The following is a 21765-nucleotide window of genomic DNA, read 5'->3' on the forward strand; positions in this document are numbered from 1 at the left end:
ATTTAGTAATAAAATTTTATTTTAGTTCAGGCCAATATTCTTTATTCGCTTCAATAAGATCATCTAAAATAGCCTTAGCAACACTGGCACTTGGCACTGTTTTAGACATCGTAATCGCCTGCCAAAGTTTTAAGTACGATTTTTCAATCCAAGCTTCAACAACCAGTTTTTCAACAGCGACTTGTTGTCCCATCATCCCTTTTTGGAATAATGGAATTTTACCCATGACTAAAGGCTCTGGTCCATTACTACCAACAATACATGGGATCTCAACCATTGCTTCAGGATCAAAGTTAATAATCGCGCCATTATTAGGTACGATTAATAGCATCCTTTCTTGTGTATTAAAGGCGATCGCTGTAGCCAGATCAACAATGTAAGAAGCGTGTTCATCAATCTCTAGGTGGCCTGCTGATGATTTACCTGCTTGTGTAATAGCACGACATGCACTAAACACATTCTTTTCGCGGTGTTCCATCACTTCATTAGCACGCGTATGATCTGGGTTAGAGTGCTCAACCACATAATCAGGGAATAAATAATATTTCAAATAAGTATTTGGCATTGTTTCAGGATCTAATGCCCAAACATCTTTTGCTTTACCAAAAGTATCATTCCAGCTAGCTTCGACTGGTTCACCTTCTACTTTAGGGATATAACCATGCTCAGCAACATGTTTGCGAATAACAGGAAGTAAATCATTACCTTGTGAATCTTCAACTTGAGTCCACCAGCCAAAGTGATTTAAGCCGTAATAACGAACTTTCATCTCTTTACGTGATTTTAATCCTGCGATTTGCGCCATGCGCGATTCTATACCAATTGGCATATCACAGATATTTAAAATTTTTGAATTTGGTTTTAAACGACGTGTCGCTTCAGCAACAATTGCTGCTGGATTTGAATAGTTTAACATCCATGCATCTGGTGAGTATTTTTCCATATATTCAACAAGTTCTAATACACCACCAATAGAACGCATACCATAAGCAATACCACCAGGACCACACGTTTCTTGGCCTAATACACCGTGACGTAAAGGTATTTTTTCATCCTTTTCACGCATTGGATATTTACCAACACGAATATGCGCCATCACGAAATCCACATCTGTAAATGCCGTTTTAGGATCAGTTGTATAGCAAAACTCAATATCTGGCGCTTTTTCAGTAAGAACGATTTCACATGCTTTAGCAATAGTTTCTTGGCGTTGTGCATCATTATCATAAAACTTAATCGCTCTTAGAGGAAAACGTTTTAAGTTTTCAAGTAACATTAAAATGATACCTGGTGTAAATGTACTACCGCCGCCTGCGATTACGACTGAAAACTTTTTCATTCTATAGCCTCCGACAAGGTGATATTTTGTGTATCTTCTTTCATAAGTTGTTCGATTTTGTCTCTGACGAGAGACACATGTAATCCAATAATAATTTGTAGCGCATGGCCTTTACGAACCACACCATGAGCTCCTAATGATTTGAAATAACTATCTGTTTCTACTTTTTCACTATCAATCACTTCAATACGTAAACGTGTTGCACAGTTATTTAACGATTTGATATTTTGGCATCCACCTAACCCCGCAAGAATGCCTTTAGGAAGTGCACGTTTTGCGTCTTCTTTGGATACAGTTGCTGTGTCTGATGTTTGAGATTTCTTATTTTTGTAATCTTGTTTGCTATAAAGCTTTATATCGTCATCACTGTCTTCTCTACCTGGTGTTTTTAAATCAAGTTTGATAATTAATGTTCTAAATACAACAAACCAAATACAGGTAAAAATAAGACCGATGACAATTTGTGTAATAATCATGGTGTAGTGATTGTGGAACATCGGTATCCAATTCATCGGTAAGAAATTATCAATAATTCCTCCCCCCATATTCCCTACAACACCGAAGTAATAAAGTGTGGTTGCCAGTGTTGCAGCTAATATTGCGTGAACTGCAAATAATAAAGGTGAAATAAATAAGAAAGTAAATTCTAAAGGTTCTGTAATACCAACAAAAACTGCGGTTAATGCTGCAGGAATAAGTAACCCTGCTATTTTTACCCGATTTTTAGGTGCCGCTGTATAATAAAGCGCTAATGCAATACCGATAGAACCAAAAACTTTGCTATTCCCATGTAATGCAAATCCGCCTTCAGGGAAAAGTGATTTCAAAGGTTCAGTGCTTTGGCTGAAATATTGTAAATTTTGTACCCAATCAACTTGAATACCATGTTCAGTCACAGCAGGACCAAAAATAAAAGGCCCATAAATAAAGTGATGTAATCCTGTTGGAATTAAAATACGCTCAAGAAAAGTATATATCCACACACCAAAGGAGCCTGAATCAACCATAAAAACTTGTAATGATTGAATGCCTATTTGTACTTTCGGCCAAAAGAAAAGTGTTATCCATGCTAAAGGCAACATGACAAAGAAACTAATTAAGACAACATAAGAAGAGCCTTGGAAAATACCTAAGAAAACGGGTAATTGTTTATCAAAATAGCGATTGTGAATTCCTGTCACAATACCCGCAATAATAATCGCTCCAATAATACTCGTATCGAGTGTTTTTATTCCGGCAATCATTGTTAATCCACTTTCTCCACCAACTTCACTGGAAAAATCAACGCCGAAATAACTTCCCCAAATAACCCCCATTGCATTAATAAAATAGTTCCAAGTTAAGAAACTCACCATAACGGCAAGGCATGCTCTAGAGTGTGCTGTTTTTGCTAATCCTATTGGTAAACCAACAGCAAAAATAAGTGGCATATTGCGAAAGACAGTCCAACCACCTTCTTCAAGAATATGTACTATTTGTCCAAATAAACTGTCGGGCTGTAATAAATCTTCACTAACAAATAATGGGTTTTGTAATAAAATTGCAATGCCTACGACAATACCTGCAAAGGGAAATAGCAGGACAGGAGTAAACATTGCTCCGCCAAATCGCTGTATTTGACTGAGCATAGAAATATCCTCTTATTGACTGCCACTTAAATTAAATTTTGTTTAATTCATTTTTATTCTGTGCATTCAGACTAAGTTTTTTTTTATTTATTCTCTCAGCTAAAATTAGTTATTCGTGATCTAATTCATATTAATATTTAAATTAAATGATCTAATATTTGTCTATAAAGTAGATCACTTTTAATTATTTGATAGTGTTCACACTTTTAAATTAATTATTATTATCTTTTTTATCAATGAATTAGTCTTATTTTAGATAAATAAATAATTAAAAATAAAAAAATAATAAGAGGTATAAAAGTGATCTATAAAAAACTTGCAAAAAAATTACGAATACAAATAAATTCAGCTGGATACCAAATTGGTGATCACTTACCTTCTGAAAAGAAATTAGCAGAGCAATACCATGTTTCGAGAATGACCATACGCAAAGCGATTGATTTATTAGTTGAGGCGGGATTATTAAAAAGAAAGCATGGTTCAGGAACGTATATCAAAGATAAAGATGTACACCATGAGAATGCGAGCTTAAAAGGATTTGTTGAATTAATGGCAAATACGGGGCATAACGTAAAAAGTGAGGTTATTGCATTTAGTGTTATTCAATGTCCTTTATCTATAGCAAGTAAATTAAGAATTAACTCTAATGAACGTATTTTTTATTCACGAAGAATACGCTATGTCGATAATAAACCTCTTATTATTGAAGATAGCTACATGCCTGTAAAATATTTTGGTAATTTAACGTTAGCCCATTTAGAAGGATCTAAGTTTGATTTTATTGAAAATGTTTGCCAAATAAAAATTGCCGGAAGTTATGAAACTTTTCATCCTATTATTCCAGACCAAAATATTTGTCAGTTACTTCAAGTTGAAAATAATATTCCAATATTAAGACTAAGTACATTATCTTATAGCGTTCAAGGGGATTATATTAATTATTCTATTATGTATCGTAATACTCAAGATTATATTGTTGAATACCATCTAAAGAGAGAACAATAATTATTCTCATTTTGTCTTTCTTTATTATTTTATTTATTTTGAATTTATCTATCATTAAAAATAAAAGCACTCCAAAGAGTGCTTTTACAATCGTAATAAAAGTTTATGTTATTACGCTATTTTGTTTTAATGGCATTAATAATATTAGTTGTCGAGATACCATCTTCAAAATTAAGCACTTTAACATCACCACCAGCAGCCCAAACTTCTTGGCTTCCTGCGATATCTTCAGGTTTATAATCTCCCCCTTTAACCAATATATCAGGTAAAACAGAGGCAATTAAACGCTGTGGGGTATCTTCTTCAAAGGCAACAACCCAATCAACCGCACCTAATGCGCCTAATACCGTCATACGCTGTTCTAGTGGATTAACTGGACGTGTCTCACCTTTAAGACGTTTTGTCGATGCATCGCTATTTACAGCAACAATTAAGCGATCACCTAATTTACGCGCATTTGCTAAATAGCTAACATGGCCTGCATGAAGAATATCGAAACAACCATTCGTCATAACTATGCGTTCACCGCGTTGACGAGCTAATTCAACAGCATGTTTAAGCTCGGCCTCTGTCATGATACCAAAACCATCGTTTGAACGACCACGAATCGCATTTTCAAGCTCTATTGGTGAGACAGTTGATGTGCCTAGTTTTCCAACCACAACACCCGCTGCTGCATTGGCAAGGAAACAGGCCTCACCTAATGATTTACCAGCTGCTAATGCTGTTGCTAAAACACCAATCACCGTATCACCAGCCCCTGTAACATCGTAGACTTCTTGTGCTTGCGTTGGTAAATGCAAAGGAGGCTCATTAGCGCGTAATAAGCTCATACCACGCTCAGAGCGTGTAATTAATAATGCTTCAAGTTCTAATTCTTTAACGAGTTTTGCACCTTTTTCAACAAGTTCATCATCATCATGGCAAACGCCGACTACTTGCTCAAACTCAGACATATTAGGGGTTAGCAGTGTTGCTCCACGATAACGCTCAAAATCGCTTCCCTTAGGATCAATTAAAACGGGTACACCTGCTTTTTTTGCCTTTAGGATCATCTCTTGCACATGACAGAGTGCACCTTTGGCATAATCTGACAGAACTAGTGCACCAATTGAAGGAAGCGCTTGTTGAATGCGTTCATAAATTGGCTCAGGAGAAACATTATTAAATCCTTCTTCAAAATCAAGACGGATTAATTGTTGATTACGAGAAAGCACTCGTAATTTAGTAATTGTTGGATGTGTTGCAACAGAGACAAAATCACAACGCACATTGACCTGATTTAACGTATTACTCAATGCTTTAGCCGCTTCATCAATGCCGGTTAAACCCACTAAACGTGAACTCGCACCTAAAGAGGCAATATTCATCGCAACGTTAGCCGCGCCACCAGGACGTTCTTCTATTGTATCAACTTTAACAACAGGAACTGGGGCTTCAGGCGAAATTCGACTAGTTGGACCATACCAATAGCGATCTAACATGACGTCACCGACAACCAAAACATTGGCTTTATTAAAATCCGGCAGCGTTACTTTCATCCCATACTCCACATTTATTTTCAATAATAAGCTCGAATAATATCATAACTTGTTAAACGAAAAGAGAAACACATAACAGATATATACGATTAAATGCATATCTTATTTATCAAGGCTCGTCATCAAGCCATTTTATTTTACTTTTCAATACACTCTCACGCTCAGCAATATAACAGCCGCTATCCACAATAGTAGGAACAACTTGTAACGCGAGATGATGTGATTCATTTCGTAATGTCACATAAGCATGTGTTAATGCTTGGGCTTCTTCTTTTGACATAACATGATATTTTGCCATTAATTCAAAGATACGCACATTATCAGACCAACGTGTTAATGCAGGATATTGATGTGAAAAACGCAACACCAGATATTGTGCAATAAATTCAATATCTGTAATGCCGCCAGATGAATTTTTTAAATCAAATTTATCAGCTTGAGTTGGCGCAAGGTGTTCGAGCATTTTTTTTCGCATATCTCGCACTTCGGTTTGTAGCACTTTATCATCACGAGAAAAACAGAGTGTTTCATGACGAATACGTGAGAATACCTGCTGTAATTCATCATCACCATAAATCATACGAGCACGAATAAGTGCTTGATGTTCCCATGTCCATGCTTCATTTTTTTGGTATTCATCAAAAGCTTGGATAGTACTCACTAACATACCTGACTCACCAGAAGGCCGTAAACGAGCATCAACGTCATAAAGCACACCAGAGGAGGTTCTTGTACTAAAAAGATGGATAATACGCTGTGCTAATCGTAAGTAGAATTGCCGTGCATCGATTGATCTATCACCTGTCGTTACTGTATTTATTGGACAATCCAATAAAAAGACAAGGTCTAAATCAGAACCATACCCTAATTCCCAGCCCCCTAATTTACCATAACCAATAACAGCAAAGCCTAGTCCTTCACGCTGTGCAAGATGTTCAGGTTCACCATAGCGTTTCACCATATATGACCATGCTTGGTGTACAACTGCTTGAATTATCGCCTCAGCTAAATAAGTCAGGTGATCACTGACTTTCATCACAGGAAGTACGCCTGCAATATCTTCGGCGGCTATTCGTAATAATTGCGCTTGTTTAAATTGACGTAATGCCTCTAAGCGTTGTTCTTCATCATCTTCAGGCACTCGCAATAAATATTGGCGTAATTCATCTTGGTAAGCATGTAAAGGTAAGGGTTGATAGAGTGTATTAGGATCGAGTAATTCATCTAATAATAAAGGGTGAATGGCTAACTGCTCTGCAATCATCGGTGATGCAGCACATAAGCGAACAACATGCGTTAGAACCTCGTCAGATTCTTGCATTAATTCTAAATATGTTGTGCGACTCACTATGCTCAATAATAAAGGCGTAATACGCTTTAAAATCATTGAAGCTTGTGCTTTCTGGCAAACTTTTGCTAGCAATTTTGGCATTAAAATATCAAGAACATCTCGCCCTCTTGGTCCTATCGTGCGTTTAGCAATATCTTGGCGAAATAGCTGAAGGATATGTCGAATAGAATCAATATCCTCTGTTGTTAATGCGTCATGAAAGCATGTTGAGGTTTCAGGAAAGCGACCTAATAACCAAAGACGTTTAAACTCAGAAACTTCTTTTTCATCTTCACTTTCATCATCTTCACCAATAAGTTGAGTGAAAATAGCGGATACCGTTTGCATTTTATCATTGATATTTTGATATAGCGTTGACCAATCTTGATATCCCATAGCCAGCGTTAAGCGTAATTTATTCTCTTCGTTATCGGGTAGCGTCTGAGTTTGTTTATCTTCGATAGATTGTAATAAGTTTTCTACTCGTCGTAAAAAGAGATAGCAATCTATTAATTTTTGCGTTTCTTCTTGGGTTAATAATTCGAGTTTATTAATTGCATTGAGCACAATGAGAAGTGAATTACTTTGTAGTTCGGGCTCTCTACCACCACGTATCAACTGGAAAACTTGAGCAATAAATTCAATTTCACGTATACCACCAGCCCCCAGTTTAATATTGTCAATCATACCTCGACGACGCACTTCACGACTTATCATCGATTTCATATTACGAAGTGATTGAATAACGCTAAAATCAATATAACGACGATAAACAAAAGGACGTAACATCTGACGCAATACTTGGCAATATTCTTTCTTTTCAGCGCCTAATACTCTTGCTTTTATCATGGCATAGCGTTCCCAATCACGTCCTTGCTCTTGGTAATAGTCTTCTAATGCAGCAAAGCTCATAACAAGTGGTCCACTTTCACCAAATGGACGCAATCGCATATCAACTCGATATACAAAACCATCACTCGTATGTTGATCTAGCGCTTTAATCAGTTTTTGCCCTAATCGTGTAAAAAATTGGGCATTATCTAATTCTCGTCGTCCGCCTTGTGTAACGCCATTCTCAGGATACGTAAAAATTAAATCGATATCAGATGAAAAATTGAGCTCATAACCCCCTAATTTGCCCATACCTAAAATAAGTAAAGGTTGAGCCTTACCTTTATTACTATCACAAGGGGTGCCCCATTGTTCGCAACATTGCTGATATAGCTTATCTCTTGCTGTACAAATTAAGGTTTCCGCTAATATGCTTAAATGCTTTAATACACAAGGAATGTCACATAATTCAAATAGCTGTAGCCAAGCAATACGTATTAACTGCTGATGACGAAATTCACGCAAAGTGCGCATCAATTCATCTTCATTTTCTATATTCGCTAATAAACTGACTAACTGAGTTTCATAAGTCTGCCACTCCATGCCTGTTGGAGGATATTGTCTAATATGCGTTAACCATTGAGGATGAATAGCAAGATGCTCTAATGCAAATGAACTAAAGGCAAAAAATTGTTGCTCTTGCTGACTAAAAGGCGCTAGCGCACTAAGCTTTGTAGAAAAATAGTGCTGTGCTTTATCCCACAATGGTTGATACAAACCAATAACAGACATAAATAAGGCTCTCATGTTGTCAAAAAATTAAGCGATAGATAGTAACCATGCCATTGACGATAATTTAAAGTTTAGCCACAGCACATGATAATAATCCGTTGCAGAGATAAATGTCAGTGATGAAATATCAGATAATGATTGGCTAACAGCGTCAGGTAAATCAGCCTGTTTTTTACACCAATCAGAAAAAAGTGCGAGCATTGCTACCATCGTGATGGTCGGTGGCGTTGAATTAGCAAAAATCGCTTCTTCTAATGATTGAATTGCACTTAACCATTTTGTTAATTGCTCTGCGGTTGTTTCATTAGGAGAAAGATTAACAACACTCAGTGATAATGCAGGCTTATCTTTCGCTAAATAGTAGCCTCTAGCCGCTTTACTGCGAGACGCTAAACGCAACCCACCTTTTTCACCTAAAAAGGTCGCTAATGCAATAAGGGCCTCAACACTACCTTTTTTAAGTTCAAGTTCAAATTCTTCAATAGGCAACTCATGCTGGTGAGAACGAATTGTACCTTTATCTAATACAACTTCTATCACGCTTTCTTGATACTTAACAAGCCAGATTTCACGATGAAAATCTGTATTAAATAATACCGTTAATTGCGATTGAAGCTCTTCTATATCACATTCATTTGGCCATATATCAGCAGGGAAAAGAGATAAATTAAGCTTAGGCTCTTTAAGATTGACATTATACTCAGGGTGCTGATGTAAACCCGCCACAATCTTGCCTGACGTTTTTATTGTCATTTCATAGTGAGTATCTACACCACGAATGCGTAATCCCATATCCCATTTGCGCATTTGATTATTAGCTGTTTCAAAGTAAAGATTAGTCAGCTTTTTAGGTGGAGTATGCTGGTTAGGTAGAGTCAGAATACGCTGAATAATATGGGGAATTATAGCAGGGATAGCACTCAACTTAAGTTCTGTTTCTAATTGGCTCATTCTATTTACCTTAAGTAAATCAATTAATTATTAAAATTTTAACGCATTTTTACTTAGCAAATGCTAGCCTAATAACAAGAACGAATAAAAGGTATATTTCCTCTATATTCTACTAGTTAAGACTGTTCTCATTCTGGTTTACTATTTGCTTACGCAAACTTTACTCTTTAGTATCAGTAAAAATATTCTCTTGTATAGATAAAAAAGTTGAAAACATAATGCGCAAATTACCTTTACTTTTTATTTCCTTACTTGGCTTAGGCTTTTCTCTAAGCTCACACGCAGATGAAACTCGTTATGTTTCCGATGAATTATCCACTTATGTTCACAGTGGTCCAGGAAACCAGTATCGAATTGTTGGCTCATTAAATTCAGGCACTGCTGTCACGGTTCTTTCTCGTGATGCAGCAACAGATTATGTTCAAATTAAGGACGATAAAAATCGCACAGTCTGGCTACCTGAAAATCAATTAAATACGCAACCTAGCATGCGTATTCGTATTCCTGAAATGGAAAAAGAGATCCAAACATTGCGCGATAAGCTAGCAAATATCGACCAAAGCTGGAATCAACGTACGACAGAAATGCAAAATAAAGTGTCAAACAGCGATGATATTATCAATGGTTTGAAGAAAGAAAACGAACAAATGAGAACCAAACTCGCTGTCGCTGAGAAAAAACTCGATTTTGCTAATCAACAACTTGATGATCGTCAAAGAGATATTATTTTACAATGGTTTATGTATGGTGGTGGTGTTGCCGGTGCCGGTCTTATTCTTGGTTTGTTACTTCCGCACATTATTCCTCGTCGTCGTAAGCGTAATGATCGTTGGATGAATTAAGATTCACTAAATAAGGAATAAATCCAGTGAAAATATACCTTGTCGGTGGTGCTGTTCGTGACCAACTGCTAAATGTCCCTGTTAAAGATAAAGATTGGGTTGTTGTTGGTGCAACGCCGGCAGAGCTTTTACAGCTTGGCTATCAACAAGTGGGTAAAGATTTTCCCGTCTTTCTTCATCCTGATACTCATGAAGAATATGCATTAGCAAGGACAGAGCGGAAATCAGGCTCAGGATATACTGGATTTAGTTGCTATGCTGCACCTGATGTCACTTTAGAAGAAGACTTACAGCGCCGTGATCTTACGATTAATGCGATAGCATACTCATCTGAAGGTGAGTATGTTGATCCTTACCACGGTATTGATGATATTCATCATAAAGTGCTTCGTCATGTTTCAGATGCATTTTCTGAAGATCCCTTAAGAGTTTTACGCGTAGCCCGTTTCGCTGCACGTTATGCTCCTTTAGGATTTCGCATTGCACCTGAAACATTACAATTAATGCATATGATGGCACAAAGTGGTGAACTTAATGCGCTTACCGCTGAACGTGTTTGGAAAGAAACTGAAAAAGCGCTCGAAAGTGATGCGCCTCAAGTCTATTTTGAGGTATTACGCCAATGTGGTGCACTAAGCGTTCTATTCCCTGAAATTAATGCGCTATTTGGTGTTCCTGCTCCTGAAAAATGGCATCCTGAAATAGATACAGGCATTCATGCCATGATGGTACTTGCGATGGCAAGTCAGCTCTCAAAAGATATTGCAGTCCGTTTCAGCGCGCTTTGTCATGATTTGGGTAAAGGCATTACACCACCGGAGAAATGGCCTCATCATCATGGTCATGGTCCTGCTGGTGTACCTTTAGTCGAAGCATTGTGTCTACGTTATCACATTCCTAACTCTATTCGTGATTTAGCTAAACTCGTGGCAAAATATCATGATCACATTCATCGCATTGATAGAATGCGTCCTTCTAAAATTATCCGACTTTTTGATGCGATTGATGCTTGGCGAAAACCAGAGCGTATCAATCAGTTAGCACTCGTTAGTGAAGCAGATGCAAGAGGCCGTAAAGGATTAGAAAATACCGCTTATCCTCAAGGGGATTTTTTACGACAAGCCTTTAATATAGCGAGTCAAGTTGATATAAAACCGATTATAGAAAGTGGATTAAAAGGCAGTGCTATCAGAGAGGCTCTCACAAAACAAAGAGAAGTCGCGATCATTAAATGGAAATCGCGACTATGTACACACTAATATTAGTGAATAACAAATTAAGCACTACGCTCAATAATCACACCAACACTCGTTGCTTGTGATACAGCACCTGGTTTTGCTAATTTTATTTTAACTTTAGGCACAGCAAATTGGGTAATAAGCAATTGAGCAATTTCTTCTGCAACACGTTCAACTAATTCAAAACGCTGCGATTCAACATACTCAATAATTGCATTACTTACACTTGCATAGTCTAAACAATGAGCAACATCATCAGTTTGGGATGCGCGTTTGTTATCCCAAGACATTTCGATATCGAACACTAATTTTTGTTTTATGGTTTTTTCCCAATCGTATACGCCGATTGTGGTTATTACTGATAATTGCTCAATAAATACGATATCCATCACGTCATCTCTTATTTTTTCTGCCCATCGGATACCACTTCCGATGAAATATGCGTATTATCCATACATGCTTAACGAACTTACTTAAACCTTGGAGAATACAAATGAGTGCTAACGCACTTGGAATGATCATTTTCGCCTACCTGTGCGGCTCAATCTCCAGCGCGATTTTGATCTGCCGATTAGCTAGATTACCTGATCCAAGAAAATTTGGCTCTGGTAACCCAGGCGCCACCAATGTTTTACGTATCGGTGGAAAAACAGCAGCGGCCGCTGTTCTTATTTGCGATGTCCTAAAAGGGATGATCCCTGTTTGGCTCGCTTACTATCTCAATGTGCCTCCTTTTTACCTTGGTATCGTTGCTATTGCTGCTTGTCTTGGCCACATTTATCCCGTTTTTTTCCACTTTAAAGGTGGAAAAGGTGTTGCTACAGCCTTTGGTGCCATAGCCGCTATTGGTTGGGATCTCAGTGGATTAATCGCAGGAACATGGCTATTAACCGTATTACTAAGTGGCTACTCTTCACTAGGTGCGATTGTTAGTGCATTACTCGCACCTTTTTACGTTTGGTGGTTTAAACCCGAGTTCACTTATCCCGTTGCTTTATTATCCTGCTTAGTACTTTACCGCCATCATGACAATATTCAACGTTTATGGCGTGGTCAAGAGAGCCGAATTTGGCATAAATTGAAAAAAAAGACCGCAAAAACAGATAAAGAAATTATTCAAGAAGCAAAAGAGCAAGAAAAAGAAGATTAATGTAAAATAGCGCCACTGAAAATTAAAATACGAAAGCCACTTATTTTAACTATCCAATCATTCGATGACAGCTAAAATAAGTGGCTTTCTAATACAATAGAAACGTTAATTTTAGGTAATATTAACGAGGTAGTTCTAATACTTCTATCCAATAACCATCGGGATCAAGAATAAAAGCAACGTTTCTCATACGACCTTCAGAAAGACGCTTTTTAAAAGTCACGCCTAGACGTTCGAAACGCTCACAAGCCTCTGTAATATCGGGTACAACCATACACAGATGACCAAAACCACGAGGTTCATCATTACCATTATGGTATCTAAATTTCTTTTGTTGCTCTGTACCATGATTCCAAGTAAGTTCAAGAATCCCAGACTGTGATAACACCCATTTATAGCGCATTGTATCATCTTGAGGTATATCACTTTCAGCGACTCTTGCCATATACACAATAGTAAAAGCATCTTCGCTGAAATCTTGGCGATATACTGGAATAAATCCGAATACTTGACGATAAAAATGCAATGATGGGCCTAATGATTTCACTCGGATCATCGTGTGATTAAAGATGTAATCGTCGGTTTCTGAACTATTTATTGTATTATTCATAAAAATACTCTGTTAAATGCCTCGAGTATCAAGACATATATCATTAGCTAATAATTTCTTGGTAATGATTCTCGTCATAATTTTCAGTTAGAAAACTATTCACTACATCATTAAATGCTATCCAATGCGCTGTTTTTTGATGTTTTTCTAATCCTTCTTTATTTTTCCATGCCTCTATTAAGGCATAATGGCAAGGATCTGCATCGTTATTCCAAAGTTGATAGCGTAGACAAGCTTCTTCTTTATTCGATTCGGTGACCATATTGTGTAGAACCTGCAAAAAATCAGCTTTTTTCATAGGATCGACTTTAAAAAACACATTGAGAATAATCATGATATATAGCCCTATTTGAATTATTTTCATGAGAGGATCTTAAATCTCTCAATACTCAGTAAAGGAAGTGCTCATCTTTTCGATACCACTTCCGATGCATGGATCCTAAGGCAAGTGATATTTTAATAAAAATGAATTAAAATAAACAATACAGTTCAAAAAAAGTGAATCAATATGCTAAAGATAAGATATTTAGAGGCTTTTTATCATGTAGTCCGCTTAGGAAGTGTAATAGCAGCGGCTGATGCATTATTTTGTGTTCCTTCAAATATCACAAAAATGATTAAAGAACTTGAATCAGATCTTTCAGCGCCTCTTTTCACCAGAGAAAAAGGACGCTTAACCGTCACGACTTTTGGGCTACATTATTATGATGAAGTCTGCCAACTTTTAGCGTTAGCAGGCGATATTGAGAAGAAATATCAATCAAATACATCTTATTGTACTCTAAGAATTGGTGCTCTTGATATTGCTGCTGATTATTGGTTACCTTCTAAAATAATTGCCTTTCAAAAAGCCTATCCGAATTATGAATTAAAACTCTATCGTGGCTACTCACGTGAACTTGAAAATGGGCTATTAGATAATCGTTACGATATTATTTGTTCTGATGGCCCGCTAAAGCATCCTGAAATTGAGAGCCAAGCAGGCTTTCAGTCATATTTACAAAAAGTAGGTTTACCAACAAAGGATTCTAAAAGAGATTCTAGAATTAATGTCTATAGCTTTGGTAATGATTGTCTATATCGAACAATGATTGAAGCATGGATCAAACGTCAACCTAAAGGTCGTTACCATATCGTGGATATTGAAAGTTATCAGGTAATTAAAGCATTGGTCATCAACGGATTTGGTATCAGTTTTGTTCCACAAAATGTGATAACTGACCTTCAATTTCCAGAAAATATCGTAGGTAAAGAATTAATAAAAACAGAGACTTGTCTTGCATGGGCAAGTTTTAGAAATGAGACTGCAATAGAACAATTTATTACATTTATGAAAGCAGATGAAAACAGAATATTGCCTGCCACATATTAAAAAAATAAAAACCCCTAATAATCAGTTAGGGGCCATTTTATTTAGAAATTTCAGATAATTATTTATCTTTTAACGGTGGAAGTTCTGCTAATGGCCAACGAGGACGAACCGTAACAGCAAGGGGACCTTGCGTGCCACCTTTAAAACGGATCATGCCAGCAAGTGCAATCATTGCACCGTTATCAGTACAAAGCTCAGGACGAGCGTAAAACACTTCGCCACCAATTTGCTTCATGACGGCTTCCATTTTGGCTCGTAATGCCCGATTCGCGCTTACACCACCTGCCATCACTAAACGTTTAAAGCCCGTTTGTTCTAAAGCACGACGGCATTTGATAGCTAGCGTATCAACAACTGCATCTTCAAATGCACGAGCAATATCTGCGCGAGTTTGGTCTGAATCATCATTTTTACGAATAGTATTAGCCGCAAAGGTTTTTAATCCTGAAAAACTAAAATCAAGTCCGGGTCTATCCGTCATTGGTCGAGGAAAGACAAATCGCCCTTCAACACCTTGTTGTGCCATTTTTGATAATACAGGCCCACCAGGATAGTCTAATCCTAGCAATTTAGCTGTTTTATCAAACGCTTCGCCAGCAGCATCGTCAATAGATTCGCCTAAAAGGGTATATTCGCCAATACCTGTCACACTAATTAACTGTGTATGACCACCAGAAACAAGTAAAGCCACAAAAGGGAATTCAGGCGTTCTCTCTTCAAGCATAGGCGCGAGTAGGTGCCCTTCCATATGATGAACAGGAATAGCAGGAACATCCCACGCAAACGCCAGTGAGCGACCAATCGTTGAGCCAACAAGCAAAGCACCTACTAACCCAGGGCCTGCTGTATAAGCAACGGCATTAATATCTTTTGCTGTTAAGTTTGCTTCTTTTAAAGCGGCTTGAATCAGTGGCACAGTTTTACGAATATGATCTCGTGAGGCAAGCTCAGGAACGACACCACCATAATCAGCGTGCACTTTTATTTGGCTATAAAGTTGATTTGCTAATAGACCGGCTTTATCATCATAAATTGCGATACCGGTTTCATCGCATGATGTTTCAATACCTAAAACTCGCATGACGCTTCCAAATTATTCCTCGCGTATTCGCGTAATAACGCAATTGTAGCATTATTTCGATGATTTAATATGCCCCGATAACAACTTTTACACACCAGTATGTGACAAATTTCTTTTTTTGGTCTATAATTTATGCCTATTTTATGTAATTTAAATGTGTGGTTAACGACTATCGCTTTGTGTGCTAACTAAAAAAAGACACAAAAGTGAGAGTTTGCGTTTCAATTTTTGTGCATCTCTTTACAAAGTGCCCTGCATTGAAGTAAAATTCCGCACCATTTTAAATGTCGGCTGGCTAAAAATAGGCCAGCACAAACCGATTTCTATTGAGGTGAGAGGCACATGCCGGTAATCAAAGTACGTGAAAACGAGCCATTTGACGTTGCTCTTCGTCGTTTCAAACGCTCTTGTGAAAAAGCAGGCGTATTAGCAGAAGTTCGTCGTCGTGAGTTTTATGAAAAACCAACGACTGAGCGTAAACGCGCTAAAGCATCAGCAGTAAAACGTCACGCTAAAAAATTAGCTCGCGAAAACGCACGTCGTACTCGTCTGTACTAGTAACTTGCGGGTTAACACCGCAAATTATGCAGACACTGTAGTCGCAGTTAAAGGCCGTGCTTTCTTTTGAGAGCGCGGCTTATTCTCGTTCAACAACAGGCGTAAAAGGGCTTATGGCTGGACGAATTCCACGTTCATTTATTAATGATTTATTAGCTCGAACTGATCTTATCGATCTTATCGACGTTCGTGTGCCGCTTAAAAAACAAGGCAAAAATCATTCAGCGTGTTGTCCGTTTCATAATGAAAAAACGCCCTCTTTTACAGTAAATAGCGATAAACAGTTCTATCACTGTTTTGGTTGCGGAGCGCATGGCAATGCTATTGATTTTTTAATGAACTACGACAGATTAGATTTTGTCGAAACCATTGAAGAGTTAGCAGCAATGCATGGGTTAGAAGTTCCTTATGAATCAGGAACAGGCAGTAGCCCAATTGAACGACATTTAAGACAAAATCTCTATCAGGTGATGGAGAAACTAAATCACTACTATAGTGATGCACTCAATATACCTGAGGCACAAGAAGCAAGGCATTATCTTGAGCATCGAGGTTTAAGTGAAGATGTTATTACACGTTTTTCAATCGGATTTGTGCCGAGTGGTTGGGATAATATCCTAAAACGTTTTGGACAAAGTGCCGATAACAAAGCCCTACTTCTCGAAGCAGGCATGATAATAACGAATGATAATGGTCGTACTTATGATCGTTTTCGTCAGCGTGTTATGTTTCCTATTAGGGATAGGCGTGGACGCGTTATTGCATTTGGTGGCCGCGTATTAGGGGATGATTTACCCAAATATTTAAACTCACCAGAAACAGAAATATTCCATAAGGGTCGTCAACTTTATGGTTTGTATGAAGCACAGCAGTCAAACCAAGATGTGACTAAATTATTAGTCGTCGAAGGTTATATGGATGTTGTGGCGTTAGCGCAATTTGGTATTGATTATGCAGTCGCTTCATTAGGTACATCAACAACAGCAGAACACATACAGTTACTTTTTAGAACAACAGATAATATTTTTTGCTGTTATGATGGGGATAGAGCCGGACGCGACGCTGCATGGCGAGCATTAGAAACCGCGCTACCTTTTTTAAATGATGGCCGTTCTTTGCGCTTTATGTTTTTACCTGACGGTGATGATCCTGATTCATTGGTGCGTCGCGAAGGTAAAGAAGCCTTTGAAAAGCGCATGGAAGAAGCACATTACTTATCAGAATTTTTATTTGAATCTTTAGTTCCACAAGTGGATTTGAGCACGCAAGAAGGTAATGGCAAGCTCTACAGCTTAGCCCGACCATTAATTGATCAGATCCCAAGTGAAACTTTACGTCTATATTTATTAAGAGAGCTTGGAAGTTTAACGGGGAATCCCGATATTGAGCAGATGGATCGTTTATTTGGTCGAGCCACAAATAATCACGAAATATCGTATCAACCAACGAAATTGCGTACGACACCAATGAGAATACTTATTGCGTTGTTGATACAAAATCCAGAGTTCTCTAAATTAGTGCCCCCTCTTGAGGGATTAAACACTGAAAAAATAGCAGGATTATCGTTATTTGTTGAATTAGTTTCTGTCTGCCAATCACAGCCAGGCCTGAATACAGGACAAATTATCGAACTCTACAGAGAGAATAAATTCGGTAAACAGCTTGAAAAGTTGGCAATGTGGAACGATATAGATATAGATGAGATTGCAGAAAAAACATTCACAGATACATTAGATCATCTTTTTTTAACGGCAATGGATGAACGATTAAACCATCTGATAGCCAAAGAGAGAACAGAAGGACTAACGCAAGATGAGCGCAAAGAAGTCCAATTGATAATACAGGCTCGCGTTAAAAAGTAAATACAGAATTAAGATTAAAAACACGGCTTAATTGCCGCTATCGGTAGGAAATAAACCTACATTTGCTACGTTGAGAGGCCCGTAGCAATAGACAATGAAAAAGCCTCTTCGCAGTTATAGTTATTGTTGGCTAAACAGTTTATCGCCGACCGACACCAACCCAAATTACTTTGAAGTGTGGATACCGTCTTATGGAGCAAAACCCGCAGTCACAGCTAAAGCTTCTTGTTACTAAAGGTAAGGAGCAAGGCTACCTGACCTATGCTGAGGTCAATGACCATCTGCCGGAAGATATCGTCGATTCAGATCAAATCGAAGACATCATCCAGATGATTAACGACATGGGCATTCAGGTTATGGAACAAGCACCTGATGCCGATGATCTGATGCTGGCAGAAAATTCAAATGACACTGATGATGATGCGGCAGAAGCCGCGGCTCAGGTACTTTCTAGCGTAGAATCTGAGATTGGCCGTACAACAGATCCAGTGCGTATGTATATGCGCGAAATGGGTACTGTTGAACTGCTTACCCGGGAAGGTGAAATTGATATTGCAAAACGTATTGAAGATGGTATTAACCAAGTTCAATGCTCAGTTGCTGAATATCCAGAAGCTATTACTTACCTTCTTGAACAATATGATCGTGTTGAAGCAGGCGAAGCCCGTCTTTCTGATTTAATTACCGCATTTATCGATCCTAATGCCGAAGAAGTGGCAGAAAGTGAAGATGTAAATTTAGGTAAACAAAAAGAAAACGAAGAAATCGCCGACGATGACGAAGATGAAGACGAAGATGAAGATGGCGACAATGACAGCGATAGCGATGACGATAACAGCATCGATCCTGAATTAGCTCGTCAAAAATTTACTGATCTTCGTGAGCAATACGAAAAGACTCGCCAAATTATCAAGGCGAAAGGTCGCAAGCACAAAGATACTGAGCGCGAAATTCTTGAGTTATCTGAAATATTCAAACAGTTCCGTCTTGTACCAAAACAGTTTGATTATTTAGTTAACAATATGCGCGAAATGATGGATAGAGTTCGTACTCATGAACGTCACATCATGCGTCTTTGTGTTGAACAAGTAAAAATGCCTAAGAAGAACTTCATTACATTATTTACAGGTAATGAAACTAACGATACATGGTTCACAGCAGCACGTGCAATGAACAAGCCATGGTCTGAAAAACTGGCAGGCATTGAAGAAGAAGTACAACGTAGCTTACAAAAGTTACAACAAATTGAAGTCGAAACTGGACTGACAATCGAACAAGTTAAAGATATTAACCGTCGTATGTCTATCGGTGAAGCTAAAGCGCGTCGCGCGAAAAAAGAGATGGTTGAAGCGAACTTACGTTTAGTTATCTCTATCGCGAAAAAATATACCAACCGTGGCTTACAATTCCTTGATCTTATTCAAGAAGGGAATATTGGTCTGATGAAAGCGGTTGATAAATTTGAATACCGTCGTGGCTATAAGTTCTCAACTTATGCAACATGGTGGATACGTCAGGCAATTACTCGCTCAATCGCGGATCAGGCACGTACAATTCGTATCCCTGTTCACATGATTGAAACGATTAATAAGCTAAACCGTATTTCTCGTCAAATGTTACAAGAGATGGGACGTGAGCCTTTACCTGAAGAATTAGCAGAACGCATGCTGATGCCGGAAGATAAAATCCGTAAAGTGCTGAAGATTGCAAAAGAGCCAATCTCAATGGAAACGCCAATTGGTGATGATGAAGATTCACATTTAGGCGATTTCATCGAAGATACGACGCTTGAATTACCATTAGATTCAGCAACATCAGAAAGCTTACGTTCAGCGACACATGATGTATTAGGTGGCTTAACACTGCGTGAAGCAAAAGTTCTTCGTATGCGTTTTGGTATCGATATGAATACTGACCATACTTTAGAAGAAGTAGGTAAACAATTTGACGTTACTCGTGAGCGTATTCGTCAGATAGAAGCTAAGGCATTGCGTAAATTACGTCACCCTAGTCGCTCTGAGGTATTGCGTAGCTTCCTTGATGAATAAAGCTTTATCCGCTTTAGATTAATCATCATAAGCGCCTGTGAGAAACCACAGGCGCTTTTTTATATAAATTAATATTTTATATCGTAAACATATGATATTTTTTTATCAGTTTATAAAAAACAGCCCTAATATTCTTCATTCTTTTTTTACGTATCCACATCAACAAAAATACATACGCTATGTTATTGATATCAAAGTTATTATCTTACAAAAAATTTTCTTGTTTAAATTGAACATAAATTGCGCATACAGTCACACAAAGGCTAGACCTCGCGATAAATGGCACGTATAATCACTCTCCATTAAGGCCCCTTAGCTCAGTTGGTTAGAGCAGTCGACTCATAATCGATTGGTCACTGGTTCAAGTCCAGTAGGGGCCACCAAATTTTAGCTGTTAAATCAGCGCATTAAGCCACTTCTTAGCAAGTGGCTTTTTTGTATCTAAAAGCTAATGGCGACAAAATGTCTACAATGCTTTATATACCTCGTATTACTTCATCATTTGTCACTTGCTTTCCTAGCGCCGATCTTTATCACTGAGCTTTATTCATATCAGTTATCTCCCTTTTACCTTAAATCTCTTAATAGATAAGATATTTGATAAACTATCAATTGTGATGCTTCAAAAAAGATAATACAGGTATAGGATGCAAATTCAGAAAATACAAAAAAGAAAAACAATCTTTCATTCCAGTTAACTCGGCAACACAACGCACTTCAGACACCACGAAAAAAATAGCTAATAATTATTTAGAACAAAAAGAGGGGCAGTAAAATAACATCATTAAATATTGTTATCTCACTATATTACAAACTTTTTAAATAATATTTACTTAATACTCTAACCATAACAAAATAAGAATAGATTATTTATACGGGAATTGAGATAATATATTAATTAATTCAATTTAAAATACAAAATAATTATGGTTATTCGTCCTAATCAACACTGGTTTTTTCGGTTATTTGATTGGCATGGTTCTGTGCTTTCAAAAATAACCTTTCGTTTGTTTCTTAATGTCGTTATGTCTATTATCGCCATTCTAGTATATCAATGGTATGAATTATTAGGTGTACATTTAACAGTAGCCCCCTTTAGTTTGCTAGGTATCGCTATCGCGATATTCCTTGGTTTTAGAAATAATGCAAGTTATAGTCGCCTAGTTGAGGCGAGAACTTTATGGGGTAATATGTTAATTACCCATCGAAATATATTAAGAAATGTAAAAAGCTTATTGCCTGAAGATAAAAATTTTAATAGAGAATTTTCTAATTTATTAATTGCCTTTAGTTGGAGCTTAAAACATGAATTAAGAAAGACTAGTTCTATGGTTGATCTTTATCGCTTACTCCCTCGCCCATTATTTGATGAAATTAGTCACAGTCCCTATCCCACTAATCGAATTTTATTACATATTAGTTTAAAAATTGGTGAGCTAAGAGATAAAAAAATAATTAGCGATGTAATATTTCAATCAATAAATAAAGATATCAATTGTTTATCTGAAGTATTAGGTGGTTGTGAGCGTATTTCTAATACACCTGTTCCTTTTGCTTATACATTGATATTGCAACGAACTGTCTATC

18 protein-coding genes and 1 tRNA gene are annotated in these 21765 nt (G+C 37.5%); 10 read left to right on the top strand and 9 right to left on the bottom strand.

Annotated elements, in window-relative coordinates; translation table 11 throughout:
* Positions 1-16 precede the first annotated feature (16 nt).
* The gene (locus M983_RS05895; RefSeq protein WP_066748533.1) at positions 17-1339 is read right to left on the bottom strand and encodes a 6-phospho-alpha-glucosidase; all 1323 of its coding nucleotides are present in this window, start codon (positions 1337-1339) and stop codon (positions 17-19) included.
* Complete coding sequence (locus M983_RS05900) at positions 1336-2967, bottom strand: alpha-glucoside-specific PTS transporter subunit IIBC (RefSeq protein WP_066748535.1); 1632 nt, start codon at positions 2965-2967, stop codon at positions 1336-1338. Before M983_RS05900 ends, M983_RS05895 begins: the two co-directional genes overlap by 4 nt.
* A 300-nt stretch (positions 2968-3267) precedes the next feature.
* Here M983_RS05900 and M983_RS05905 point away from each other — a divergent pair, with 300 nt between their 5' ends.
* The gene (locus tag M983_RS05905) at positions 3268-3972 is read left to right on the top strand and encodes a GntR family transcriptional regulator (protein ID WP_066748538.1); all 705 of its coding nucleotides are present in this window, start codon (positions 3268-3270) and stop codon (positions 3970-3972) included.
* A 116-nt stretch (positions 3973-4088) separates the two neighbouring features.
* On the opposite strand, the gene hldE is transcribed toward M983_RS05905, so the two are convergent.
* From hldE to M983_RS05920, 3 genes are all read right to left on the bottom strand, one after another.
* A complete protein-coding gene (gene hldE / locus M983_RS05910) occupies positions 4089-5513 on the bottom strand; it encodes a bifunctional D-glycero-beta-D-manno-heptose-7-phosphate kinase/D-glycero-beta-D-manno-heptose 1-phosphate adenylyltransferase HldE (protein ID WP_066748541.1) in 1425 nt (474 codons plus the stop codon).
* A 109-nt stretch (positions 5514-5622) separates the two neighbouring features.
* Positions 5623-8466, bottom strand: coding sequence for a bifunctional [glutamate--ammonia ligase]-adenylyl-L-tyrosine phosphorylase/[glutamate--ammonia-ligase] adenylyltransferase (gene glnE, locus M983_RS05915; RefSeq protein ID WP_066748544.1), 2844 nt, complete (start codon positions 8464-8466; stop codon positions 5623-5625).
* Between the two features lie 27 nt (positions 8467-8493).
* A complete protein-coding gene (locus M983_RS05920; protein ID WP_066748546.1) occupies positions 8494-9417 on the bottom strand; it encodes a CYTH domain-containing protein in 924 nt (307 codons plus the stop codon).
* Positions 9418-9635: 218 nt separating this feature from the next.
* On the opposite strand from M983_RS05920, the gene M983_RS05925 reads away from it, so the two are divergent.
* A complete protein-coding gene (locus tag M983_RS05925) occupies positions 9636-10259 on the top strand; it encodes a TIGR04211 family SH3 domain-containing protein (RefSeq protein WP_066748549.1) in 624 nt (207 codons plus the stop codon).
* 26 nt (positions 10260-10285) lie between these two features.
* Entirely contained in the window at positions 10286-11518 is a 1233-nt protein-coding gene (locus tag M983_RS05930; protein WP_066748551.1) for a multifunctional CCA addition/repair protein, read from the top strand.
* A 17-nt stretch (positions 11519-11535) separates the two neighbouring features.
* Here the strand turns inward: M983_RS05930 and folB are convergent, their stop codons facing one another.
* Entirely contained in the window at positions 11536-11886 is a 351-nt protein-coding gene (folB, locus tag M983_RS05935; protein ID WP_066748553.1) for a bifunctional dihydroneopterin aldolase/7,8-dihydroneopterin epimerase, read from the bottom strand.
* A gap of 104 nt (positions 11887-11990) precedes the next feature.
* On the opposite strand from folB, the gene plsY reads away from it, so the two are divergent.
* The gene (gene plsY / locus M983_RS05940; protein WP_066748556.1) at positions 11991-12647 is read left to right on the top strand and encodes a glycerol-3-phosphate 1-O-acyltransferase PlsY; all 657 of its coding nucleotides are present in this window, start codon (positions 11991-11993) and stop codon (positions 12645-12647) included.
* A 121-nt stretch (positions 12648-12768) separates the two neighbouring features.
* On the opposite strand, the gene gloA is transcribed toward plsY, so the two are convergent.
* Together gloA and M983_RS05950 are read right to left on the bottom strand one after the other, a co-directional pair.
* The gene (gene gloA, locus M983_RS05945) at positions 12769-13257 is read right to left on the bottom strand and encodes a lactoylglutathione lyase (protein ID WP_066748559.1); all 489 of its coding nucleotides are present in this window, start codon (positions 13255-13257) and stop codon (positions 12769-12771) included.
* 43 nt (positions 13258-13300) lie between these two features.
* On the bottom strand, positions 13301-13621 hold the full coding sequence (locus tag M983_RS05950; RefSeq protein ID WP_245684019.1) for a putative quinol monooxygenase: 321 nt from the start codon (positions 13619-13621) through the stop codon (positions 13301-13303).
* A gap of 144 nt (positions 13622-13765) precedes the next feature.
* Between M983_RS05950 and M983_RS05955 the strand changes: the two genes are divergently transcribed.
* Positions 13766-14629, top strand: coding sequence for a LysR family transcriptional regulator (locus tag M983_RS05955; RefSeq protein WP_066748563.1), 864 nt, complete (start codon positions 13766-13768; stop codon positions 14627-14629).
* A gap of 58 nt (positions 14630-14687) precedes the next feature.
* Here M983_RS05955 and tsaD read toward each other — a convergent pair whose 3' ends face one another.
* A complete protein-coding gene (tsaD, locus tag M983_RS05960) occupies positions 14688-15710 on the bottom strand; it encodes a tRNA (adenosine(37)-N6)-threonylcarbamoyltransferase complex transferase subunit TsaD (RefSeq protein ID WP_066748566.1) in 1023 nt (340 codons plus the stop codon).
* Between the two features lie 342 nt (positions 15711-16052).
* Here tsaD and rpsU point away from each other — a divergent pair, with 342 nt between their 5' ends.
* From rpsU to M983_RS05985, 5 genes are all read left to right on the top strand, one after another.
* A complete protein-coding gene (rpsU, locus tag M983_RS05965; RefSeq protein WP_001144069.1) occupies positions 16053-16268 on the top strand; it encodes a 30S ribosomal protein S21 in 216 nt (71 codons plus the stop codon).
* A gap of 113 nt (positions 16269-16381) precedes the next feature.
* Positions 16382-18130 (top strand): DNA primase, encoded by a 1749-nt coding sequence (dnaG, locus tag M983_RS05970; protein ID WP_066748576.1) that lies wholly within the window; start codon positions 16382-16384, stop codon positions 18128-18130.
* Positions 18131-18321: 191 nt separating this feature from the next.
* A complete protein-coding gene (rpoD, locus tag M983_RS05975) occupies positions 18322-20178 on the top strand; it encodes an RNA polymerase sigma factor RpoD (protein WP_066748568.1) in 1857 nt (618 codons plus the stop codon).
* 306 nt (positions 20179-20484) lie between these two features.
* A tRNA-Ile gene (locus M983_RS05980) sits at positions 20485-20561 on the top strand.
* Between the two features lie 543 nt (positions 20562-21104).
* Positions 21105-21765 (top strand): bestrophin family protein (locus M983_RS05985; RefSeq protein WP_066748570.1); only part of this gene is annotated, 661 nt, incomplete at its 3' end.

It is taken from the genome of Proteus myxofaciens ATCC 19692 (assembly GCF_001654855.1).
Lineage (GTDB): Bacteria > Pseudomonadota > Gammaproteobacteria > Enterobacterales > Enterobacteriaceae > Proteus > Proteus myxofaciens.